This is a genomic window from Robertmurraya sp. FSL W8-0741 (genome assembly GCF_038004005.1).
Lineage (GTDB): Bacteria > Bacillota > Bacilli > Bacillales > Cytobacillaceae > Robertmurraya > Robertmurraya siralis.
The window spans coordinates 3,497,833-3,520,644 of record NZ_JBBOQG010000001.1; the positions used below are offsets into that span (position 1 = coordinate 3,497,833).

The 22,812-nt window shown below is 37.6% G+C and carries 19 protein-coding genes; 4 read left to right on the forward strand and 15 right to left on the reverse strand.

All coding sequences use genetic code 11. The features are described from left to right. Positions 1–47: 47 nt before the first annotated feature. Positions 48–2,066: a bifunctional diguanylate cyclase/phosphodiesterase gene (locus tag NST02_RS16925; RefSeq protein ID WP_137742878.1), complete on the forward strand. Its 2,019-nt coding sequence runs from the start codon at positions 48–50 to the stop codon at positions 2,064–2,066. 1,011 nt (positions 2,067–3,077) lie between these two features. On the opposite strand, the gene NST02_RS16930 is transcribed toward NST02_RS16925, so the two are convergent. Beyond that, positions 3,078–4,109: a S66 family peptidase gene (locus NST02_RS16930; protein WP_340949308.1), complete on the reverse strand. Its 1,032-nt coding sequence runs from the start codon at positions 4,107–4,109 to the stop codon at positions 3,078–3,080. A 405-nt stretch (positions 4,110–4,514) separates the two neighbouring features. On the opposite strand from NST02_RS16930, the gene NST02_RS16935 reads away from it, so the two are divergent. Beyond that, positions 4,515–5,048: a GNAT family N-acetyltransferase gene (locus NST02_RS16935; protein WP_137742724.1), complete on the forward strand. Its 534-nt coding sequence runs from the start codon at positions 4,515–4,517 to the stop codon at positions 5,046–5,048. A 166-nt stretch (positions 5,049–5,214) separates the two neighbouring features. Here NST02_RS16935 and NST02_RS16940 read toward each other — a convergent pair whose 3' ends face one another. The 8 genes from NST02_RS16940 to NST02_RS16975 form a co-directional block, all read right to left on the reverse strand. Next, the gene (locus tag NST02_RS16940) at positions 5,215–6,150 is read right to left on the reverse strand and encodes an aminopeptidase (RefSeq protein ID WP_340949309.1); all 936 of its coding nucleotides are present in this window, start codon (positions 6,148–6,150) and stop codon (positions 5,215–5,217) included. Between the two features lie 65 nt (positions 6,151–6,215). Next, positions 6,216–6,980, reverse strand: coding sequence for an IclR family transcriptional regulator (locus NST02_RS16945; protein WP_095311144.1), 765 nt, complete (start codon positions 6,978–6,980; stop codon positions 6,216–6,218). 72 nt (positions 6,981–7,052) lie between these two features. Continuing rightward, complete coding sequence (locus NST02_RS16950) at positions 7,053–8,333, reverse strand: M20 family metallopeptidase (protein WP_340949310.1); 1,281 nt, start codon at positions 8,331–8,333, stop codon at positions 7,053–7,055. A 116-nt stretch (positions 8,334–8,449) separates the two neighbouring features. Further along, entirely contained in the window at positions 8,450–9,385 is a 936-nt protein-coding gene (locus NST02_RS16955) for a DUF1177 domain-containing protein (RefSeq protein ID WP_095311149.1), read from the reverse strand. A gap of 16 nt (positions 9,386–9,401) precedes the next feature. Next, the gene (locus NST02_RS16960) at positions 9,402–10,370 is read right to left on the reverse strand and encodes an ABC transporter ATP-binding protein (protein ID WP_137742877.1); all 969 of its coding nucleotides are present in this window, start codon (positions 10,368–10,370) and stop codon (positions 9,402–9,404) included. Continuing rightward, on the reverse strand, positions 10,354–11,379 hold the full coding sequence (locus NST02_RS16965; protein WP_137742721.1) for an ABC transporter ATP-binding protein: 1,026 nt from the start codon (positions 11,377–11,379) through the stop codon (positions 10,354–10,356). Before NST02_RS16965 ends, NST02_RS16960 begins: the two co-directional genes overlap by 17 nt. A gap of 18 nt (positions 11,380–11,397) precedes the next feature. Beyond that, positions 11,398–12,291, reverse strand: coding sequence for an ABC transporter permease (locus tag NST02_RS16970; RefSeq protein WP_137742720.1), 894 nt, complete (start codon positions 12,289–12,291; stop codon positions 11,398–11,400). A 2-nt stretch (positions 12,292–12,293) separates the two neighbouring features. Further along, positions 12,294–13,259, reverse strand: a complete 966-nt coding sequence (locus NST02_RS16975) for an ABC transporter permease (RefSeq protein ID WP_137742719.1) — start codon at positions 13,257–13,259, stop codon at positions 12,294–12,296. Positions 13,260–13,479: 220 nt separating this feature from the next. On the opposite strand from NST02_RS16975, the gene NST02_RS16980 reads away from it, so the two are divergent. Both NST02_RS16980 and NST02_RS16985 read left to right on the forward strand, forming a co-directional pair. Further along, positions 13,480–15,075 (forward strand): ABC transporter substrate-binding protein, encoded by a 1,596-nt coding sequence (locus tag NST02_RS16980; protein ID WP_373315158.1) that lies wholly within the window; start codon positions 13,480–13,482, stop codon positions 15,073–15,075. Positions 15,076–15,133: 58 nt separating this feature from the next. Then, positions 15,134–15,808, forward strand: coding sequence for an AroM family protein (locus NST02_RS16985; protein ID WP_170211179.1), 675 nt, complete (start codon positions 15,134–15,136; stop codon positions 15,806–15,808). A gap of 333 nt (positions 15,809–16,141) precedes the next feature. Here NST02_RS16985 and NST02_RS16990 read toward each other — a convergent pair whose 3' ends face one another. From NST02_RS16990 to NST02_RS17015, 6 genes are all read right to left on the reverse strand, one after another. After that, positions 16,142–16,942, reverse strand: coding sequence for an alpha/beta fold hydrolase (locus NST02_RS16990; RefSeq protein ID WP_095311164.1), 801 nt, complete (start codon positions 16,940–16,942; stop codon positions 16,142–16,144). Continuing rightward, a complete protein-coding gene (locus NST02_RS16995) occupies positions 16,942–17,553 on the reverse strand; it encodes a TetR/AcrR family transcriptional regulator (RefSeq protein WP_095311166.1) in 612 nt (203 codons plus the stop codon). Before NST02_RS16995 ends, NST02_RS16990 begins: the two co-directional genes overlap by 1 nt. Positions 17,554–17,940: 387 nt before the next feature. After that, positions 17,941–18,213 (reverse strand): phosphocarrier protein HPr, encoded by a 273-nt coding sequence (locus NST02_RS17000; RefSeq protein ID WP_095311169.1) that lies wholly within the window; start codon positions 18,211–18,213, stop codon positions 17,941–17,943. 25 nt (positions 18,214–18,238) lie between these two features. Beyond that, positions 18,239–19,711 carry a glycoside hydrolase family 1 protein gene (locus NST02_RS17005; RefSeq protein WP_095311171.1) on the reverse strand — a complete coding sequence of 491 codons (1,473 nt, stop codon included), beginning with the start codon at positions 19,709–19,711 and terminating at the stop codon, positions 18,239–18,241. Positions 19,712–19,855: 144 nt separating this feature from the next. Further along, positions 19,856–21,292, reverse strand: coding sequence for a glycoside hydrolase family 1 protein (locus tag NST02_RS17010; RefSeq protein ID WP_137742716.1), 1,437 nt, complete (start codon positions 21,290–21,292; stop codon positions 19,856–19,858). 56 nt (positions 21,293–21,348) lie between these two features. Beyond that, positions 21,349–22,770, reverse strand: a complete 1,422-nt coding sequence (locus tag NST02_RS17015) for a glycoside hydrolase family 1 protein (RefSeq protein WP_095311175.1) — start codon at positions 22,768–22,770, stop codon at positions 21,349–21,351. Positions 22,771–22,812 lie beyond the last annotated feature (42 nt).

Genomic DNA, 22,812 nt, shown 5'->3' on the forward strand with positions numbered 1-22,812 from the left:
TTGTCATCAAATAGAAATTCTATATTTTGGAGTTGACTATAGTGAACGTGGAAGGCAGTTATAATTACTATATTGTTGCGCTTTCAGTTTTGATTGCGATCTTAGCATCTTATTCCACCTTAAATATCACATCAAAGATTTCGAATTCAAGCAGAAAACAAAAATATTTTTGGTTATTATCAGGCTCCGTAGTGATGGGAAGTGGGATATGGTCGATGCATTTTATCGGAATGCTGTCATTTCACCTCCATACGAGTATGAAGTATGATGTTTGGCTTACTTTATTTTCTTTAGTAGCAAGCACTGTTTCTTCATTTATTGCCCTATACATTACTATGCCTAAAAATATTAATATGTTTAAAATTGCATTAGGCGGCCTCTTCATGGGTTCTGGAATTGTAGCGATGCATTACATAGGAATGAAAGCAATGATAATGCCCTATGAGCTTTCATACGATCCCGTCTTAGTTGCTGCTTCTATTGTTATTGCCCTTATCGCTTCTTATGCAGCACTATTTTTGTTTATTCGTTTCCGGAACCAGTCCTCTTCCAGTTGGATCAAATGGTTATCTGCAATTATAATGGGCATTGCCATCTGTGGCATGCATTATACAGGTATGAAAGCAGCTAAATTCTACACTCATAGTGAGATGACACATCATAGCCAGACAATCGAACCTATTTTACTTTATGGAGTAACGATTACGATCATCATTATTCTCTTGGTTTCTTGGGGCGCGATGTTCTTTGACCGCAACGTATTGGAGAAAATGGCCTATCAGGATACACTAACAGAGTTACCCAATCGTCATCAAATGAATCGTTTTTTTGAAAAAAATGTCGGTTTTCAAAATATCGGGGTTTTGTTCATTGATTTAGATCAGTTTAAAGCAATTAACGACACGTTGGGCCACGATATAGGTGATTTACTAGTAAAGGAAGTTGCTGTTCGCTTACGCCACTTCGTTAAGAAAGATCAGCATGTTTTTCGAATCGGCGGTGATGAGTTTTTATTTATTGTGGAAAATTGCGAACAAGAACGTGCAGAACAACTGGCTAAAAATATTTTACAAGTTATAAAAAAAGTCTATCACATTGAAGGAAATGAATTGTATATTACAAGTAGTATTGGGATCAGTGTAGGTTCTATCGAGAACTCACATAGTTCTGTTCTCCTGAAAAAAGCCGATACAGCGATGTATAGAGCTAAACGATTAGGAAAAAACCGTTATTGTGTCTATACTGATGAAATGGGAATAAAAGAAGTACGAAAAATGGAATTAGAAAAAGATATTCGCCTCGCTCTTGAAAATAAACAATTTTATCTCGTCTATCAACCAAAATGGAATGTAAAAGAAAATCGTTTATATGGTTTTGAAGCACTGTTGCGTTGGGAACACCCAAAACTGGGAACGATCTCTCCAAGTGAATTTATTCCGGTTGCAGAAGAAACAGGATACATCGTGTCGATTACTCGTTGGGTTTTAGAGGAAGCATGCATTCAATGCAAAGAATGGCAAACGAAAGGGATTATATATCCTGTTTCTGTCAATCTTTCCATACGGCTCTTTCAGTTGGATAGCTTAAGCGAATGGGTTCACACAATACTAGAAAAGGCAAAATTGGAACCACATTTACTTGAATTAGAAATCACTGAATCTATGGTGCTTCACGACGTGAACGATGTAATCTTCCAGCTCCATAATATTCGTTCCTTAGGTGTAAAAGTCTCAATGGACGATTTTGGAACTGGTTATTCATCTATCGGTCTCCTAGATCTAATCCCCATCGATACGCTAAAACTAGATCGATTATTTACACATGACTTAGATAAACCTAGTAAACGCGCCATTATCAATGCAATCGTTTTGATGGCGGAAAATCTCGGTCTTGAAGTGATTGCTGAAGGTGTAGAGAAACAAGAGCACGTTGAATCACTAACACAACTGGGATGCCACGTCATGCAGGGCTATTTTTACAGCAAGCCGATGAAAGGAATAGAGGTTGATAAATGGATTACCAATCATACTGCAACTAAAAAGGAACATTCAAACACCTCTTTCTAAAAAATGATGTAAATTATTCATAGTGGATACTAGACAAATAATAAGTGCTCGATTAAAAGTCTTCCTCCAGTCTCATAAGTGGATGTGATGCTTACTTTTGCGACGTTTTGGAGAGGACTTTTTTTGGCTTTCCGAATTGAATCGCTATTCGGAAAGAATGAGATGGATTTTCCTACTATGTGTCCGAATTGAACTGCTATTCGGACAGATCGTGATTCACTTTCCTACTGAATGTCCAAATTGAACTGCTATTCGGACAGATCGTGATTCACTTTCCTCTTGAATGTCCGAATTGAATCGCTATTCGGACAGATCGTGATTCACTTTCCTCTTGAATGTCCGAATTGAACTGCTATTCGGACAGATCGTGATTCACTTTCCTCTTGAATGTCCGAATTGAACTGCTATTCGGACAGAACGTAATGCACTTTCCTCTTGAATGTCCGAATTGAATCGCTATTCGGACAGAACGTGATTCACTTTCCTCTTGAATGTCCGAATTGAATCGCTATTCGGAAAGAACGTAATACACTTTCCTCTTGAATGTCCGAATTGAATCGCTATTCGGACAGAACATAATGCACTTTCCTCTTGAATGTCCGAATTGAATCGCTATTCGGACAGATCGTGATTCACTTTCCTCTTGAATGTCCGAATTGAACTGCTATTCGGACAGATCGTGATTCACTTTCCTCTTGAATGTCCGAATTGAACTGCTATTCGGACAGAACGTAATGCACTTTCCTCTTGAATGTCCGAATTGAATCGCTATTCGGACAGAACGTGATTCACTTTCCTACTGAATGTCCGAATTGAATCGCTATTCGGACAGAACGTGATTCACTTTCCTCTTGAATGTCCGAATTGAATCGCTATTCGGACAGAACATAATGCACTTTCCTCTTGAATGTCCGAATAATATAGACATTCTACCAAAAAGGTGAAAACTTCTGGCTATCCAAATTGAACAGCTATTCGACCGAAAAGAGATGGAGCATACAACTTTCTAAATTATTCCACAGCACTATCAAGGATCGAAAAAGTCTTTTCGTCACAATTAATTTCTGCCATTGCGCCATATGGCAAGATGAATTTTGGTTCAGTATGACCAAAATTTAAGTTATAAAGAATTGGCAAGTTTTGTAAATTAAATTCTTTCATCACTTTTCGTATTTCCACTTTATACTCATCGTAAAAAGCCTCGTCCTGGGGTTTACCGAAAATAATTCCATTTACTTTGTTGAGAATGCCTTGTACAGCATAATTTCGCAACCAATATTTTATAAGGTTTGGTTCTGGTTTTTCTTCTGAAGTTTCAAAAAATAGGATGCTATTTTCCCAATATTTATTTTCTGGCCAAAGCTCCGTTCCTTTTACAAACTCTAAAACTTCAATACAACCACCAATTAAATACCCTTGAACGATACCCGTCCCTTGAAGTACTTCATAACCACTGTTCTTCCGCATCGTTCGTCGAAGCTCCTTATTTTCTTCAATCCACTCTAATCTCTCACTCGTCCATTCTTTTGCTGGTTTAATTTCACCAATCCGTTCATTTGAAAAGAGCGTTCTTTGTACCATTTCAATTGTATATGGATCCATTTCCACGTTTTCGGCAAAATCAGTTAAAATCGCTGGACCGTAAAAAGAAGATACACCAGCTTTATGACAAAACAAATGCGCAATGGTCGTATCAGAGTATCCCATCAGTATTTTCGGGTTCTTATGTATAACGTCAAAGTCTATATAAGGAAGTAATCGAATACTATCTTCTCCGCCTATATTTGCAATAATTGCTTTTATCCGTTTATCGGTAAATGCAGTCATCAAATCCTCCGCACGTGCTTGTGGACTCTCGTAAAGATAGTCCTCTCCCTTTAAACTATTTGGCATTGGAATAACTTTCAATCCAAAAATGTCTTCTAGCCTTTTTACACCTTGTTCATAACGCCATTTAAGTAGTGGCTCACCCGCTCCTCCCCAAGAAGGACTTACTGTTGCCACACAATCACCCGGCTGTAATTTTTTCGGCTTTATTAACATGCTCAAACTCCTTTCTTAAAAACAATAATCGTTATAAATATGCTTTTCTCCTTCGGCAACATCATTATACAATGAACTCTTATAAAAATTTTCCCAAAATTAAAGAGGCAAGGTCTTGCTTCGACTGGATGTCCAAATGCGGTAGCCCCCGCCATTGCATTTAGGTATCACCTTTTTGCATAGCACTAATTTCAATTCCATCTTCCCAATAGTCTCTTTTCTGCAAACTCCAATTAATCATGACTGAAAAGTCGATTTTTACATTGAAATTTGAAATGGTTGAAACTTTTTAACAGACAATTTATCAAGCATCGTATGTTATACTGGAAGCACAACTATCGAAGGGACTGAACTATGCGCAGATATCAATATTCATCGCCAAAAAAACATTCTGGAGGTAAAATATTGATTACAGAAATTAAATCACCACGCTTATTTTTAAGAAAAATGAATTTTTTAGACAAAGCTCAACTTTTTGAAATTTGGTCTGATCCTGAAGTAACGAAATATATGAATATTGATCGCTTTACAAGCATGAAACAAGTTGAAGAAATGATTCAATTATTTGAAACACTCTCGCAAAATAATGAAGCGATTCGCTATTCAATCATTGAAGCAGATTCAGAAGAAATAATAGGCACTTGCGGCTTCAATGCTATCGACTATGACAATGCTAAAGCGGAAATTGGCTATGATCTGAGGAGGAAATATTGGGGGAAAGGTTACGCTGCGGAAGCCATCACTTCTCTCATTCATTATGCCTTCAACGATTTAAACATAAATAGAGTCGAAGCCAAAATTGAACCTGAAAACAGAAATTCCATAAAACTAATTGAAAGACTTGGATTTATTTATGAAGGAACATTAAGAGAAGCAGAGAAGTCGAAAGGGCAATTTATTAACCTCAAGCTTTATTCCAAATTAGCTTCAGACAAATAACATTCGGAAGAGTGGTTCGACCACTCTTCTTTTTTCAAGCTGCAAATTCGCTCTATATTACATGAATCAATTCATGCTTGCTCTTTTTATGGACAGCAAAATAAGAGCGATCCATCTGAACAATCACCAAGGCAAATAAAACCTCACTTTAAAAACAGATAACTTGCTATCCTAAAGCGGAAGATAATATTTTCTCCGCATCAATCCATACAATCGGCTCTTTCATGACGCAGTCGATATGTACACCAGCTTCAGTTCTACCACCAAAGGATTTATTGCTTCCAAATGCAATATGTACTGTTCCAAATACTTTTTCATCTTCTAAAACGTTTCCTGTTAACCTCGCTTTTTTATTGGTACCGATTCCAAATTCCGCGATCGTTCTACCAGCTCCATCACCTAATAAATGCAGTAATCTTTGCCCCATTTCACCTGTGGCCTGAACCAATCGGCCTTGTTCAATCTTTAACATAATCGGTTCATCAAGAACACCAATGTTACTGATCGAACCATCAATCAGTAAGCTGCCATTCGCAGAGTCTTCAATCGGTGCAATATAACTTTCCCCTGACGGCACATTCCCTGACTCCCCTTTTTCCTTAAAAACTCCTGTACTTCTAATTCCTTTCCTTCCTTTAATAGAGAAAGTCAGCACATGTCCATCCTTCTCAATTCTGACCTCTTCACCTTGATCTAATCGTTGAGCATACATTTCCGTAAGTGCTTCAACCTCATGATAATCAGCAGTAATTGCACCATTTTCCAGCATATCTAACGTAATTCCAGGCATCGTCGCTATTCTCGCGCCAGATTCGGATGCATTCTTTCTAGCGTTTGTATGTGTCAACGAATGTTCAGTCACGCATAATATCACGTCAGCACATTTCATTAAAGAACTTATCATCTGTGGAGGTTCTTCACCAGATTTATTTCGCGTTGGCATTTTGACTAGAACAGCTTCTTTTGAAACCCCTTTACCAGCTTGATAGAATAAGTTGGCAATTGCCTCTTTGTCATCATCCGTAATAATGAGAACGGATTCATTTGTTTTAACTGTTAAATTTTGTAGCAAAACAGATTTGGCATTCTCTATTAAACTCATATTTACTTTCTCCTTTCTTTACAAAGAGAGCAAGGTCATAATAAAAACTACTGATCTGTTCTCTTTTAAAATAAACCAAAGTTTGCTCCATGCTTTTCTACCACTTTTTCAACTTCATTTTTTGCTTCTTGTAATCTTGTAATAAACATTTCGATCTGTTCATCGTTTATGCGGTATTTTGGGCCTGACACAGTAATCGAGCCAAATATCGTATTTTTATAGAATAGCGGCATCGCAACAGCAATCACATCTTCCGTATATTCACCTTTGCTTACAGCATATCCGTTTTTACGAATTAACTCCAAATCTTCCTTAATTACCTTTGGGTCTACCATTGTTTTATCCGTGTATTTAATCAGTTCCCGTTCTAAATACTGCTCAATATATTCTGACGGCAAATGTGCTAATATGGAGCGATATGAAGCGCCAGCATATAAGGGAGAGCGACTTCCGATTGAAACGGAAAATCTCACTGTTGTTCTCGCCTCTACTGCGTCAAATGTTACTGCCTCATCTCCATCTTTTATCATTAAAAATGTTGATTCATTCGTGCTTTCACTTAAATCTTCTAAAATGGGATGTATTAGTTCGTTTATGTTGAAAAGCTCTGTTACTGTATTCGCAAGTTCCCATACAGCAAACCCAAGCGAATACTTCTTTGTTTCTTTATTTTTGATTAAAAATTTGTGCTTTTCGAAAGTCTCTAAAATTCGATAGGTTTTCGTATGATTTTCGTTTAGTGCAGCTGCTAATTCTCTTCCCCCCCAAGTTGGTTTTTCTTTTGTAAACATTTTCAATACCTCTAATGATAGGCTCAATGTTTTCAACATCTAAAGAATTGCCTCCTAAAAATAATAAATGGTGCATATTAGAAATATGCCAATATGCACCATAGTAGTATTTTACATTGTTTCTTGTTCGTAAAGGTAGTCAATGACTGCAGCAATATAAACCTTACAACATCTTACAATATCTTCTACCTTCACTTTCTCATTATAACCGTGAATACTTGGCAAATAAGCAGGTCCATATTGAAGTACCGGAATATGATGATTTCTAAAATGGCGAGCATCACTGCTGGCCCATTGCATGACACCATAGGCCTCATGTCCTGTCACGTGGGTAATATTATCGACAATGGCTTTACATATAGGTTCTTCGTCGCTTGTATAGTTGGCATTACTGCGGAAGCCAAAACGAGTCAATTCATATTCAATTCCTAATGAATTGAGCTTTTCGTGTAAAAATGCTGTTACCTCCTCCTGAGTAATACCGAACGGAAGCCTGCAATCAACTTCTACTTCACAGCTCTCAGGAATCATATTCGACTTTGTCCCACCTTGAATTTTCCCAATATTTACAGTGACATGATCCAATACGGCTTGGAAAGGTTCACGATCCTTCTCAACTTCTCGCATATATCTCTTCGATCTCTCTATTAATGGCATAACCTCTTCAGGTATGTCAATATGTAATTCCCATAATTTTCGGATTTCATTAATCGCATTAATCATATTAATAATGGCGTTATTTCCAGCCAGCGGAGATAGACTACCATGCCCTGGTTCTCCATATACTTTAAGCTTAAACCAGTACGAACCCTTTTGACCAAGTGTAGGATTATAGCGAGAGGAAGGCTCCGCTATTAAACAGCCATCTCCTTGAATAATCTTGCGTTCTAATAACCAAGGAACACCAAATTCTCCACCTGTCTCTTCATCAGGGACAATGGCTAAGGTCAATTGACCCGGGAGGTTGATATTTAACTTTTTTAAGAGCGCAAATGTAAAAATGATCCCTCCCAAACCAGCCTTCATATCACTAGCTCCACGTCCAAGCAACCATCCATCTACAACTTCACCAGAATTGGGATTGAAATCCCATTTTGTGTGATCACCTGTCGGAACGACATCAGAATGACCACAATAAATTAAGTGTTTTCCACCTTTATTTTCGCCAATCGTTGAAACAAGATTGTACATTTTATCTGTTGCCTCATGCCAAGCGGTTTCTGCTCCCACATTTTTCAAATATTGATCAATAAAAGTAGTAATCTCTGTTGAATCTCCTGGTGGATTTTCACTAGGAATTTTAATTAGTTGACTACATAAGTCGATTAATTCATCTTTATGGTTTTCTATTTCTTGAATTAAATAGTTTTTTAGTTCTTGTTTTCCGGTCATTCTATCATTAGCCTCCTACTTGAATTGATTTTTAAGATTGTACACCCGCATTACATTTAAGCTTTTATCTGAGCATTTACTAAATTAAGATTAAATGCGAGATAATGAAATTATTTTTAATTTCCTAATGATTGTAAATGTGTCATCTTCCCATATAACTTTTCTAAATGATTGAACTCCTGTTCGTCGTAGAAATTACATTTTGATTGACCAAACATTTTGGCTACCTCGATACAATAGCGAACCGCTTCTTCCACATCCGTGACGCGACTTGCACCGGTACCACATCCTGCAACAGCAGTTTCAGCCGTTATTGCAACACCCACTACAGGTTTGTCCGTTGCAACGGCTGGCTGAAGGATACTGTTAATATGATAAACACCATTCCCATAAGGTGTAATGTCTTGTGTGGTAATCGGCATTGTAACAGGTAATTTTCCAACTGATTGTGAATAAATATGAAGGAGGTCATCGCTTACTTTAAGAATATAGCCTTCTTTTACAGTCGGAGTAATTGCAAAACCTCGATGATTAATAATTTGATTTCCTTTTGTCGTATCAACAGAAAGAATGGCATCCATTTCCTCTGTCACTTCATATTCATTCATTGTTAAAATATCTACAGGGGAATCCATGAATGGAACAGGATCATGCGGTCTCGTTGGTGCATTTGGACAAATATGTGTTGTTAATATGACATCACCCTCTAATTGATCACCTTTATTTGACATGTCCAAAAGTTTCGCAGCAGATGACATACTCGTTAGTGCACCATCACCATCTGATACATAGCCTATCATTTCTGGACGTGCTCCAATTCCTCCTAATCGTCCAATTATTCCAAGGGTTGGCGCACTTCCACCTTTTGATTTTCCATTTTTCCCCGGAACCACTACTTTAATGAAATCAGTTGAGCCCTCTTTTCCTTCAATCGTGTGAATTGCGATTTGCCCGTTTTTACTAATGCTAGACAAATACTCTTTCACTTTTTCTCCTGTTACCGTTTGATCATCCATTATTTCGTACATTTCCATTACATATTTTAATGACATCTTTATACCTCCAAAATTAGTTAATTAAATGACATGATACTTGATGTGTATTTTCTGGTGTCACCACTTTTGGTACTGTTGTTTTACAAATATCTACCGCGAATGGGCAACGTTCGTGGAAGCTGCAGCCAGAAGGCGGATTGAGCGGACTTGGAACCTGCCCTTTTAAGATGATACGCTCTTTTTCTTCAAAAGGATTTTCTTTAGGAATTGCTGAAAATAAAGCCTTTGTATATGGATGTCGGGGATTTGAATAAATTTCTTCATATGTTCCAATTTCTACAATTTTTCCTAAATACATCACGGCAATTCGATCACACATATAACGTACGACATTTAAATCATGCGAAATAAATATATATGTTAAATTAAATTCTTTTTGCAATTTTTTTAATAGATTAATAACCTGTGCTTGGACAGAAACATCTAATGCCGAAACAGGCTCATCACATATGACTAACTCGGGATGCAGAGCTAATGCTCTAGCTATATTGATACGCTGTCTTTGCCCCCCAGAAAATTCATGAGGATATCGTGCCGCATATCTTTTGTTTAGACCTACCGTTTCAAGCAATTCTTCTACTCGTTCTCTCCTGCTTTCTTTGTTCCCTACATTGTGAATGACAAGAGGCTCTGCGATTAGTTCACCAATTTTCAAGCGGGGATCAAGGGAAGCATAAGGATCTTGAAAGATCATTTGAATTTTCTTTCGTGTCGCTCTTAATGTTCGTGCATCCATTTCAATCAGGTTTTTCTTTTTGAAATTAACCTCGCCACTAGTTGGCTTGATCAATTGATTAACAAGACGCGCCATCGTAGATTTACCACAGCCTGATTCACCGACGATTCCTAAAGTCTCGCCCGGATAAACTTTAAAATTAACGCCATCAACTGCTTTAACACTTTGCGTTGATTTTTTAAACGGAATATGATTTGATACTGGAAAATGCTTTTTCAAATCCTTAACTTCAAGTAGTGCTTCCATCAAAATATGCATCCTCCTTTCGTTCCAGCTTCTGATCCGATGTTTGAAAATGACAAGCAACCGCATGTCCCTTCGTTGGTTCCATTAACTGAGGGGTCTTCTCAAAACATACAGTTTGAGCGTACGGACAACGCTCTACAAATGGACATCCTTTGACTTCGAAGCTCAAGTCAGGCGGACTACCAGGGATTGTAGCCAGTGGTTTCAAATTATTTTGAGATTCAGTAATTTGTGAGTCTAATAACCCCCATGTATACGGATGCAACGAGTTCTTATATAGCTCCGCTACCGTCCCCGATTCTACTACTCTCCCTGCATACATGACGATGATTTTGTCACATGTTTCCCATACTACCCCTAGATCATGTGTAATCATAATGATCGACATGTTTAACTTTGCTTGTAATTCCTTCATTAGATTCAGTATTTGAGCTTGTACGGTTACATCTAATGCAGTCGTTGGCTCATCAGCTATTAAAAGCTTTGGATCACATGATAAAGCGATGGCAATCATCACTCGTTGACGCATTCCCCCAGAAAATTCGTGCGGATACATATCAATCCTTTTTTCCGGAGCTGGTATACCGACCAACTCTAACATTTTAATCGCTAATTCTCTTGCTTCTTTTTTCGAAACAGCCTTATGTGTTCGAATCGATTCAATAATTTGATTCCCAACCGTAAATACTGGATTTAAACTAGTTGAAGGGTCTTGAAAGATCATTGATATTTCATTTCCGCGAATCTCTCTTATTTCCCGATTTGATAATGTCAATAAGTTTTTACCTTTAAAAATAATCTCTCCACCTGTTATTTTCCCTGGAGGATTCGGTATAAGACGCAGGATGGAAGTCGCTGTCACACTTTTACCAGAACCAGACTCTCCAACAATGCCTAAACTTTCATTCTCATTTAGTGAGAAAGTAACCCCATTTACCGCTTTCGTAACAATGGATCCAGATTTAAATTCGATTTGTAAATCTTTTACACTTAAAATTGGTTCTGACATACTTTTGCCACCCCCATCCTATAACTTCATTTTTGGATCAAGAGCGTCCCTCAATCCATCCCCAAATAGATTAATACCTAGTACTGTAATCAAAATGACTAACCCAGAAAAAGTTGCTAGTTCTGGACTTAGCACGAGAAAGTTCTTACCTTCTTGAAGCATGCTACCCCAAGATGCAGTTGGTGGCTGTACTCCCAATCCTAAGAAACTCAATGATGCCTCTGATATGATCGCTCCCGCAACACTCATCGTTGCATAAACGATTAAAGGAGCAACACTATTGGGAACGACATGTTTAAATAAAATTCTTCCGTGCTTAGCTCCTAAGGAGCGAGTTACTTCTATAAATTCTGATTCTTTAACAGTTAAGACTTGACCTCTAACAACCCTAGCAAAACCAGGAATATTCGATATTCCGATCGCAATGATGACATTCACTAACCCTTGTCCTAAAACAGTCATTAAGACGATAGCTAATAAGATAAACGGAAAAGCCATCATTCCATCAATAATTCGCATGATAATAGCGTCTGTTCTTCCTCCGAAATAACCCGAAATTAACCCTAGTAATGATCCAAGGACAGCTCCAAATAATACAGCAGCAACTCCAACTAATAGCGATATTCGGGCACCAAATACAATCCGACTAAAAGTATCGCGTCCGTAGCTGTCTGTTCCTAAAATGTGGCCGTCCTCTCCTGGTCCTAATAATGTTTTTGTGACATCCATCTCATACGGATCATGAGTTGCGAAATACGGGGCAAAAATTGCTGTCGCCGTTAAAAGTAAGATCACAAATAATCCGAGTGCAGCAAAACGATTTCGCAGCAATTTACGAATAAAGGATTGTTCTTTTTTTGATTTTCTATATTGAATGTCTCTCGCTTCTTCGATTCCTTGAACATTGTTCATTCTTACTTTCCACCTCCACTATTGGAGTCAAGATTAACTTTTGGATTCACAACTTTATAGAGGATATCAACGATTAAGTTAATCACTACGTATATAACGGCGATGAAAATAACTGTGCTCTGAACGACGACAAAATCTCGCTTTTCTATCGCATCTACGATCAATAACCCCATTCCTGGCCAACTAAAAATTGTTTCAGTTAATACAGCCCCACCTAATAAGCCAGAAAATTGCAATCCGATAACTGTTAATAAAGGGGTCAACGCATTTTTAAAAGCATGTTTATTAATCACTTTGAATTCTTTTAATCCTTTTGAACGTGCTGTTTTTATATAATCCTGTGAAATGGTTTCCAGCATACTTGAACGTATAATTCTCGCAAACTCAGCAGTAGGGATAGTCGCCAATGCCACACTAGGCAAGATTAGATGGCGGATAAAGCTCCCGAACCCTTCCTCAAGAGATCCCATTCCTGTTGCAGGAAACCATCCTAAATTAACACTAAAATAGAGAACTAACATGACACCTAACCAAAATATCGGCATCGAAACCCCAATTAAAGAGAGAGTTGTAACAGAGTAATCGATAATGGTGTTTTGTTTTCTTGCTGCAATAATCCCTGCTGGCACACCAATCATTACCGCTAGCAATAAAGCACTGACTGCAAGAATAATAGTGTTAGGAAAACGTTCAATAATTAAATCCATAATTGGCCGGTTATACGTAAGTGAATTTCCAAAATCGAACGTCGCTAAGTTTATTAAATAATCAAAAAACTGTTTGTGAAGTGGTTCATTTAACCCCAGCTTTTCCGAATACGCCGCTATATCCTCCGCACTTGCCTGTGGCCCAAGCATAACGGCAGCTGGATCACCTGGTAACATTCTAGTTATAAAAAAAACGATAATCGCTACGATTAATAAAGTCGGTATTAGTTGCAGTATTCTTTTATAGAGAAAACCTTTCAAAATATCCCCTCCTTGATTCATTATCTGAACTATTGTTTTATTATGTGAATTAATAGAATGTTATCATCCTTTTTTTTGTTCGTAAAGTAAAATTAAAAATTTTTTGACTATACCAAACAATTTATATTTACATTATTAAAAATTTTGTGTAAATTATTTATATATTCATTATTTGAACTTTTGTATCACTATGTGAATCAATTAAAAAGGGGGAAAACTAGTGAAAAAGAAAATATGGAGATTAGCACTATTGTCTATGATCATCACGATGGTATTAGCAGCATGTTCTTCTGGAGAAAATTCAACGGAAAATAAAGGTACTGAAAATGAAAGTTCAAGTAATAGCGGCGGTGTTTTAAATATCGGCCTATCATCTAATGCAGCCACTTTAGATCCGACCCTATACACTGGCGTATATGAATCTCAAATCATGCGTTCAATTGCGGATACATTAATTGTCTATGATAAAGATTTACAGAGCTTCGTACCGTCATTAGCAACTGAATGGGAAGCAGCTGATGATATGATGTCCTACACATTTAAATTGAGAGATGATGTACATTTCCAACCAGGTGAATATCAAGATGGTAGACTAATGACGGCAGAAGATGTGAAATACAGCTTAGAACGCTCCGCTAATAAATCAGCACAAAATCGTCTATCTGGTGTCGCAGGTGTCGAAGTTGTGAGTGAGTTTGAAGTAGTAATCCACTTAGTGGCTCCTAATTCAGCTTTACTGGCTATGCTAACTGACCAAGGAAATATCATCATTCCAAAAGAAGAGGTCGAAGGTTGGGGCGATCAATTTGGGGCACACTTAGTCGGGACGGGGCCCTTTATGCTTAAAGAGTGGAAAACAGATCAACAAGTAGATTTAGTAAAGCATGAAAACTACTGGGGTGAAGAGCCTAATTTAGATGGGGTAACTTATAAATTTATTTCTGATCAGTCCATGATGACGAATGCTTTACGTTCCGGTGATATAGATATTGCTACAGATATTAAAGGGCAAAATCGAGAAGTCATTGAACGTGATGAAAATCTAGAATTGCTTTCAACTCCAGGTCTTTCTATTACGTATCTTGACATGAACTACAAACAAGGTCCTACAGCAAATCCGAAAGTCAGGGAAGCTATTTCAAAAGCTACTAACATCGACGAAATTGTTCAAGGTGTTCACCAATGGGGCGGTGGGACTCCAGCATACGGTCCACTCCCAAAAAGCTCTTGGGGCTATGATCAATCTTTCGAATCATTGCGACCAGAGTATAACCCTGAGGAAGCGAAAAAAATCTTAGATGAAACTGAATATGCTGGTGGATTTGAAATTGATCTTTACGTATTAGAAACGCGCCAAAACTATGCTACGATCTTCCAAAATCAAATGAAAAAAAATCTAAATATTGATGTTAATATCAAGGTCTCTGAATGGGGAACATTAACAGAAACAATCTCTAAAAATAACGCGCCAATGAACATCGGTGGATGGTCTTGGTATCCTGACCCATATTTCTTCCTTAACCCACGCTTTCACTCTGACCAAGTAGGAAGCAACGGAAATGGAAAAGCTTACACTAATGAAAAAGTTGATCAATTACTAGACAGAGCGGTATCTGAGACAGTGGACCAAGAAGAACGGGCTAAGTTATATCAAGAGGCAGTCACAGAAATCTTAAATGATTACGCTACTATTGAATTCGACTACTTAGATATTGCAACAGGCATCAACCCAAAGGTAAAAGGATTCAACCTTTCTCCAGATGGAACAATTTCTGTTGTCAGTCCAAACGGGGTCAACATTTCGATAGAAGAATAACAACAGAGAGAAGCAGGAGTGACTCCTGCTTCTCTTTAATTAAAGGAGAGGAATAAATGTGAAAAAACAAATCGGTGTGATTACCATTGGCCAAGCTCCACGAACTGATCTATTACCTGAGATAGAAAGATTCTTTCCAACAAATGTTGAATTTATTCAACGGGGGGTTCTCGATGATTTTAATCAGGAAAAATTACAAAAAATAAAACCAGAATCCGGTCAAACAACACTTGTGTCAAGACTTAAAGATGGAACATCAGCCACAATGGCAAAAGAGAAAGTAATTCCGATTATTCAACGAATCATTGATGATTTTAATCAGAATCAAATCCAATTGATTATTGTCGCATGCACAGGTGAGTTTCCTCCTTTTGACTCGAAAATTCCAATCATCTATCCAGATTATTTATTAAACCATGCAACTCAAGGTATTTTTAGAAAGAAAGAGCAAATAGGTGTCATCATTCCTTTACCTGAACAAGCTGACTCTATTCAGAAAAAATGGCATACTGCAGGCTTCAAAACAATAACGGTCGCCAGCTCTCCCTACCAATTCGACGAACAATCACTTATTCGCGCAACAAAATATCTCGAACAATCTTCCATCCAGACGATTGTACTTGATTGTATCGGTTATACACAGAAAATGAAAGCAATAGTTAGAGAACATTCAACTAAAAATATACTATTATCACGAAATATCGTATTTAAGAATGCCGGAGAATTGTTTTAACGATAAGCTATGCTACATCATGAGAATGACAATTTAAATATACCGATATTCATAAACTGCATTCCAAATGTTAGCCTAACATATAGAGTGCAGTTTTATTTTTTTACCTAATAATTTTCAATCGCCATTTTCCTGTGCAGACGATCATGATTGAATAAGAGACTTGTGATTGCTTAAGCATTTGAAATGGAACTATCCTTAAAACCCTTTTTCTATACGGCCTATAAGCTTTCTGCCTCTCCACTTTTTCATTATTTACACATTTCAAGCTGAATAATTTTTTAAAGCGGACATCAAATAGCTGCTCGTCTATTTAATTTGCAGTTGTGAAGTTCATTCAATGGACTGGACAAACTGAATAAGTAAGTGATTAAACTCCTCATAGTTGTCATAATTTGCATTATGAGAGGCATTCGAAATTATTTTCAACGGATATCCTGTTTTTTCAGTCCATCGATTGCAGTATTCTTGAACATACCCTGTATGATCATATTCTCCATAAGTAATCAAAACAGGACAATTAAATTTTACTTCGTCTTCTATCTTAAGAAACTCTCCATATACTGCACTACTAGCATTTAGCATGCCTTCCTTACCCAATTTTACTAATGACCGGTACATACTTTCTCTCGCTTCATCAGATACAGTAATACTTTTCGCAACAGCTTTACAGTAGTAACGATAGGGATATAAACGTGCAATGGTCGAATAATGTTTTAGAAAAAAAAGTTCTGAACTCTTATAGTAATGTTTACCAAAAGGGGTTGTACCGATTCCTAAAAACCCGATCACTCTCTCTCCATGCTCTTGAATAAAGGACTGAGCGATATACCCCCCTGCCGACTGCCCTACCAGAACTATTTTTTCAATCCTCTCCTGTTCAAGGATAGCTAATAACTCTTCGTTTACGTTCTTGAAGCTGAAATTTGCATACGGTCTCGACTTTCCATGTAAAGGATAATCCCAAGTAATTAACGGATATTCAGGTTTAAGATGATCGACTTGCTTATCAAAAAGGGTATGATCGGCGGTTAATCCGTGACAGAATACAATCGCAAATTTATTTGATGCCACCATTTCGTTCTTCCAATAATAGACGACTCCCCTTGATGATTGTATTCTTCTTTCCCTCATTAACAGCCCTCCAGATAATAATTTCGTTTTAAACTTGTTAAATACAAACGAAACTCCTCTAATACCACTTCTTTCTTCGTTTCACCCTGATCAAAGACTCTAACATAAAATCCATTTGATAAATCTAGGAGGATATCATAGAGTATCCCTAAGTCCTCTTCAAATTTAAATTTAGATTTATCAACAAGATTTAATACTTCGGTTTTTCTTCTACTTATATCTTCCAATATAATCCGATTGATTTCTTCATTATTAATTAAATTATTTTCATCGTATACCCTCATAATAAATTTGTATTGAAACGGGAACGTCTCAACTAATTTTACACGTTGATTAACTTCATTTTCTATTAGTTCAAAAAAATCTTGTCCTCTATCTATTTTGATTCTTTTTTCCCCTTGAATTATTTCCATAGCTGATTGAAACAAAAATTCATATAATGTTTGCTTGTTACGAAAATAGTGGAACAATAAAGATTTAGATATTCCAGCATCATCTGCAATCAGTTGCATGGATGCTTTTTTGTAAGTATGACTTGAAAATACTTTAAAACCTGCGTTAAGTATTTTCTGTTGCTTTAATTCAGGTAATGTTAAAAAACGTTTATTCATTTCCAACCTCTTTTGACCGAATCGGTTTATAATTATAGGCTTTGTTTAATGTCGGTGCTAATTTTCTCTTATCATAGAATCAGAGGAACTTTTTGCATGGTGTGTGAAAACAAGGCTTCACACAAAATGAGGCAAAAATCGGCCACAACATTGCTTAACATAACGTAATTATAAAAAAGATACACGGATTGACCGATTTTGTGAAGGGGACAAATCTCTTTTCACGTCAAAATTCCGTTACGAAAGTACTTTTGTTTGAAATAAAAGGAAAAATAAATTGACAGGAAACACCGTGTCATAAAAAAAGAAAAGACCGGTTACTTGATAAAATTCCTTTCAAGTAACGGGTCCTTAAAATCAGCATTCGCATTTCTATCTAGCTAGTTCTTATTTTCCAGCGGCAAGGCCTTCCTTAGTAATGACTTCGTCAATACGTGCCATTGCCTCTTTTTCATCTTCACCTTTTGCCATTACTTTGACATTCGCCCCTTTTGGGATTCCGAGCGACATAACACCCATAATGGACTTCATATTCACCTGTTTACCGTTATATTCAAGAGTTACTTCCGACTTAAACGGTGAAGTACTATTCACTAATAATGTCGCCGGTCTCGCATGAATACCTGCATCATCAACGATCGTATAATTTTTTTCTATCAATGTTTACTCATCCTCCTATAAACCTTTAATCTAATTGCTCTCCATTACTTGCTATTACGTTTTTATACCACTCAAAAGATTTCTTTTTAATACGGCGTTTCGTTCCTCTGCCCAGATCATCTTGATCTACATAAATGTATCCATATCGTTTCGACATTTGGCTAGTTGAAGCACTTATCATATCAATACAACCCCAGCTCGTATAGCCAAATACATCGACTCCATCTATGATGGCTTCTTTTATTTGCTTGATGTGATCCCTTAAGTAGGAAATGCGATAATCATCAATAATTACATCGCCTTCTTCAACAACATCTGCTGCGCCCAATCCATTTTCGGCAATAAATAATGGCTTTTGGTAACGATCGTATAGTTGGTTTAATGCGGTTCGCAATCCTTTAGGATCAATCTGCCATCCCCAATCACTAGTTGGCAAGTATGGATTTTTAATTCCTCCCGTTATTAAATTCCCCACTGCTCCTTCTAGATTTTCAGGATGGGCGCTTACTGCACTAGACATATAATAACTAAAGGAAATAAAATCAACCGGAAACTCTTTAATCATTTGTTCATCTTCTGGCTCTGTTTCGAGTTTAACACTCTTTTCAGCAAACATCCTTGCTGTATATGCTGGATAATAACCTCGTGCCAGAACATCTGTAAAAAATAGGGATTCACGCTGCTTCTCTATTGTTTTTTGAATATCATCTGGATCACAGCTATATGGAACAAGGAGTTGATAACTAATCATACACCCAACTTTTGCAACAGGGTTAATTTCTTTACAAGCTTTAGTTGCCAAAGCACTGGCAACAAATTGATGATGCGCCCCTTGAAACTTTGCTTGTTCAATATGAGGGTGATTTTCCTCAACAACACCGATACTGACAAAAGGATGATGTTTCACGCAATTTATTTCATTAAAAGGAATCCAATATTTTACTTTACCTTTGTATCGATTAAAAACAGTCGTTGCAAAACGGACATAGAAGTCGATTACTTTACGGTTTACCCAACCGCCGTACTCAGTGGCTAAATATAGGGGCATTTCATAATGTGATAAAGAAACGAGCGGTTCAATGCCATATTTCTCTAGTTCATCAAAAACGCGATCATAAAAAGCCAACCCCGCTTCATTCGGTTCCAGCTCGTCTCCATTTGGAAAAATCCTTGTCCATGCAATCGACATTCGGTATACTTTAAATCCCATTTCAGCAAATAAAGCGATATCTTCTTTATAGTGATGATAAAAGTCTACTCCATGTCGCTTCGGATAATATTTATCACTGGAAGGATCTTGAGCTTCTTCAACTTGTCGGTGGGTCATCATATGCCATTGATCCGTCCAATTTTCTTTCGGCATGCTCTCATCAAAAATATAAACATCAGAGACAGATAAGCCCTTACCACCAACATCACTCGCTCCCTCTACTTGCATTGCAGAAGTGGCTCCTCCCCATAGAAAGTTATCTGGGAATTTGGTTCTCAAGTGAAACATCTTCATAAACCTCCACTTTTTTATTTCTCACATTTGAATCGATTTCATCATCTACAACTGTTCATTCATTTAAACGAATTTACTTATTAACGTTCGTTTTTAATTCCTGACGAATTGACTCCGTTACAAACAGGCACTCTTCCTTTACGTCAAGCCATTCCTTTTAATCACATCTTGGTACCAGTAGAAACTTTTCTTTTTAATTCGGCGCAAATCTTTTTCATCCACTTCATTGCGATTGACATAAACAAAGCCGTAGCGTTTTTGATAACCATTCAACCAGCTTAACAGATCGGTGAACGACCAAGCACAATACCCTATTACATTCACTCCGTCCGATATTGCATCCTGAATGGCCGATACGTGGGATTCCAAAAATTTAATGCGGTAATCATCATTGATGACATCACCTTCTTCAACCGTATCAAATTCACCAAGTCCATTTTCTGTAATTAATACTGGAAGATGATAGCGTGCTTCGATACGTCTAAGAGCAATACGAATTCCCATTGGATCAATCTCCCAATCCCAATTCGTGGTTTCAACGAAAGGATTGTCAGTCGTTTTGTACATACCAGGTACTCCAGAATGCTTCGTAGAGCCCTTTTTGCCGGTTGTATTTTTCACGCCCGCACCGACTCCGCCTACCAATGGATTCTTCTCGACAGCAGTCGTACGGTAGTAGTTTACTCCCATAAAATCAGGCTTTGCTGAACTCAATAATTTGAAATCTCCTTCTTCAACTGTCGGAGTAAGGCCATTCTCCTCTAGGTATTTCCAAGCGGCAGTCGGATATGTTCCCCAAGCGTAAACATCCATCCAAAAATAATTAAGGAGATCCTCTGCGTTTTCAAACGCCATAATATTTTCCGGGTTTGAATTGATTGGATAGTACGGTCTATACGCAAAACTTGGTCCAATTTTGCCATCTGGAACATATTTTCTAAACGAATGAATGACGGTAGCGTTGGCTAAGTTTGCAATATGGTTTGCTTCATACATTCTCTTTTTATCACGAATCCCAGGTGGATGAAGCCCCGAGTCATAACTATAACCTACAAAATAATTTTGCTCATTAAGCGATACCCAGTATTTCACTCGGTCACCGTAGCGCTTGTAGAGAATGACCGCATATCGATTGAAATCCTCAATAATCTTTCTTGATTCCCAGCCACCATACTCTTCAAGAAGTGCTTGTGGCAGATCCCAATGATACAGAGTTAGAATGGGCTCAATATCATATTTCAGAAGCTCGTTAATTAAATCATCATAAAACTGCAAACCCTGTTCATTGACCTCTCCATTACCATCAGGAATAATACGGCTCCATGCGACCGAGAACCTGTAAGCTTTAAGACCCTGTTCAGCCATCAGCTTTACATCTTCTTTAAAACGGTGATAATGATCAACAGCCACATCTCCATTAGAGCCTTTATACGTTCTCCCTTCCTCTCGAACAAAAATATCCCAAACAGATGGACCTTTACCATCTACATTCCATGCACCTTCAACTTGATAAGCAGCAGAAGCCGCTCCCCATAAAAAATGAGGTGGAAAATCAGCCTTATTTTTATGTTCCAAGATAAACCCTCCTTCAATAATCTTGATTTTCGGTTCTTGTGTGGCAAAAAATGAGGTTATTTTTTTTCGTTCCTCTCATACAACGCTCTGCCATCTGTTTCAATCACATTCTTGTACCATCCGAAGCTCTTCTTTTTTCTACGTTCCAGTGTCCCATTTCCATCATTATCTTTATCGACGTAAATATAACCGTAGCGTTTCTCCATTTCTCCTGTTCCAGCACTGACAATGTCTATTGGTCCCCACCATGTATAACCGATAACTTCACACCCATCCTCGATCGCTTCCTGCAATTGAATTAAGTGTTTACGGATATAGTCAATTCTTGCGTCATCATGAATCTCGCCATTCTCGTCAATTTCATCACGTCCACCATAACCATTTTCAACGATGAATAGTGGTATTTGGTAGCGATCATATAGTTCATTACATACGTACCTTAAGCCTTTTGGATCAATGGGCCATCCCCATTCCGTTTTTTCCAAATATGGGTTTTCAAGACCGATAATGCCGCCCGTGTTTCCTAGGATTGGCATCCCAGCTTTATGGGTGGAACTTCTGTAATAACTGAAGCCAAGATAATCCACCGTGTTTTCCTTAATTAGTTCCAGATCTCCGTTCTCCATCACTACTGAGATTCCATGCTCCTTCCAAATCCGCTTCGCATAGCTTGGGTAATAACCTCGAATCATCACATCTGAATAAAATAGCGATCTCCTTCTCAATTCATAAGAGTCGAAAATATCATCCGGATTACATGTGTGAGGATATATCGGACTTAAAGAAAGCATGCAGCCCATTTTGGCATCTGGTGAGATTTCATGGCAGAGTTTCTTAGCAAGAGCACTTGCGACAAATACATGATGTGATGCCTGGTAAATATCTTGCAATTTCTGTTCTTCATCCTTTATCAAAATTCCCCCTGCTGCAAGTGGAATGGTATGAAAATGATTTATTTCATTGAAGTTCATCCAATATTTAACTTTATCCTTGTATCTGGTAATGATCGTTCTTGCATACCTTTCATAAAAACCGATTAGTTGCCGATTCTTCCAACCATCATATTTGAGTATTAAATTCAAAGGGATTTCAAAATGCGAAATAGTGATCACTGGTTCAATCCCATATTTCAGAAGCTCATTAAATAGATCGTCGTAAAATTGCAACCCTTTTTCATTGGGCTCTTCTTCATCACCATTGGGGAATATTCTTGACCACGCAATCGAAGTTCTAAAGCACTTAATCCCGCTTTCTGCAAGTAATGCAATATCCTCTTTGTAACGGTGATAAAAGTCAATCGCTTCATGACTGGCATAAAAGTGTTCTTCATGCACTTCTCCATCAAAATGCCCGCCTACTATCCCGTTTCGATACACATCCGATATAGCCGGTCCTTTACCATCTTCGTTCCATGCGCCTTCCGCCTGATTCGCGGCAATGGCTCCGCCCCATAAAAAATCTTTTGGAAATTCCTTCATACTAAAACCTCCTTAGTTTTCACTAAGAACCGCTGCGCTGAA

What these genes read in the sequence shown, in the direction of transcription:
- NST02_RS16930 (WP_340949308.1), bottom strand. Translation starts at nt 4,109, where the DNA reads ATGTTAATAAAGCCGAAAAAATTACAGCCGGGTGATTGTGTGGCAACA.
- NST02_RS16940 (WP_340949309.1), bottom strand. Translation starts at nt 6,150, where the DNA reads ATGAGTTTAATAGAGAATGCCAAATCTGTTTTGCTACAAAATTTAACA.
- NST02_RS16945 (WP_095311144.1), bottom strand. Translation starts at nt 6,980, where the DNA reads ATGTTGAAAACATTGAGCCTATCATTAGAGGTATTGAAAATGTTTACA.
- NST02_RS16950 (WP_340949310.1), bottom strand. Translation starts at nt 8,333, where the DNA reads ATGACCGGAAAACAAGAACTAAAAAACTATTTAATTCAAGAAATAGAA.
- NST02_RS16955 (WP_095311149.1), bottom strand. Translation starts at nt 9,385, where the DNA reads ATGTCATTAAAATATGTAATGGAAATGTACGAAATAATGGATGATCAA.
- NST02_RS16960 (WP_137742877.1), bottom strand. Translation starts at nt 10,370, where the DNA reads ATGGAAGCACTACTTGAAGTTAAGGATTTGAAAAAGCATTTTCCAGTA.
- NST02_RS16965 (WP_137742721.1), bottom strand. Translation starts at nt 11,379, where the DNA reads ATGTCAGAACCAATTTTAAGTGTAAAAGATTTACAAATCGAATTTAAA.
- NST02_RS16970 (WP_137742720.1), bottom strand. Translation starts at nt 12,291, where the DNA reads ATGAACAATGTTCAAGGAATCGAAGAAGCGAGAGACATTCAATATAGA.
- NST02_RS16990 (WP_095311164.1), bottom strand. Translation starts at nt 16,942, where the DNA reads ATGAGGGAAAGAAGAATACAATCATCAAGGGGAGTCGTCTATTATTGG.
- NST02_RS16995 (WP_095311166.1), bottom strand. Translation starts at nt 17,553, where the DNA reads ATGAATAAACGTTTTTTAACATTACCTGAATTAAAGCAACAGAAAATA.
- NST02_RS17005 (WP_095311171.1), bottom strand. Translation starts at nt 19,711, where the DNA reads ATGTTTCACTTGAGAACCAAATTCCCAGATAACTTTCTATGGGGAGGA.
- NST02_RS17015 (WP_095311175.1), bottom strand. Translation starts at nt 22,770, where the DNA reads ATGAAGGAATTTCCAAAAGATTTTTTATGGGGCGGAGCCATTGCCGCG.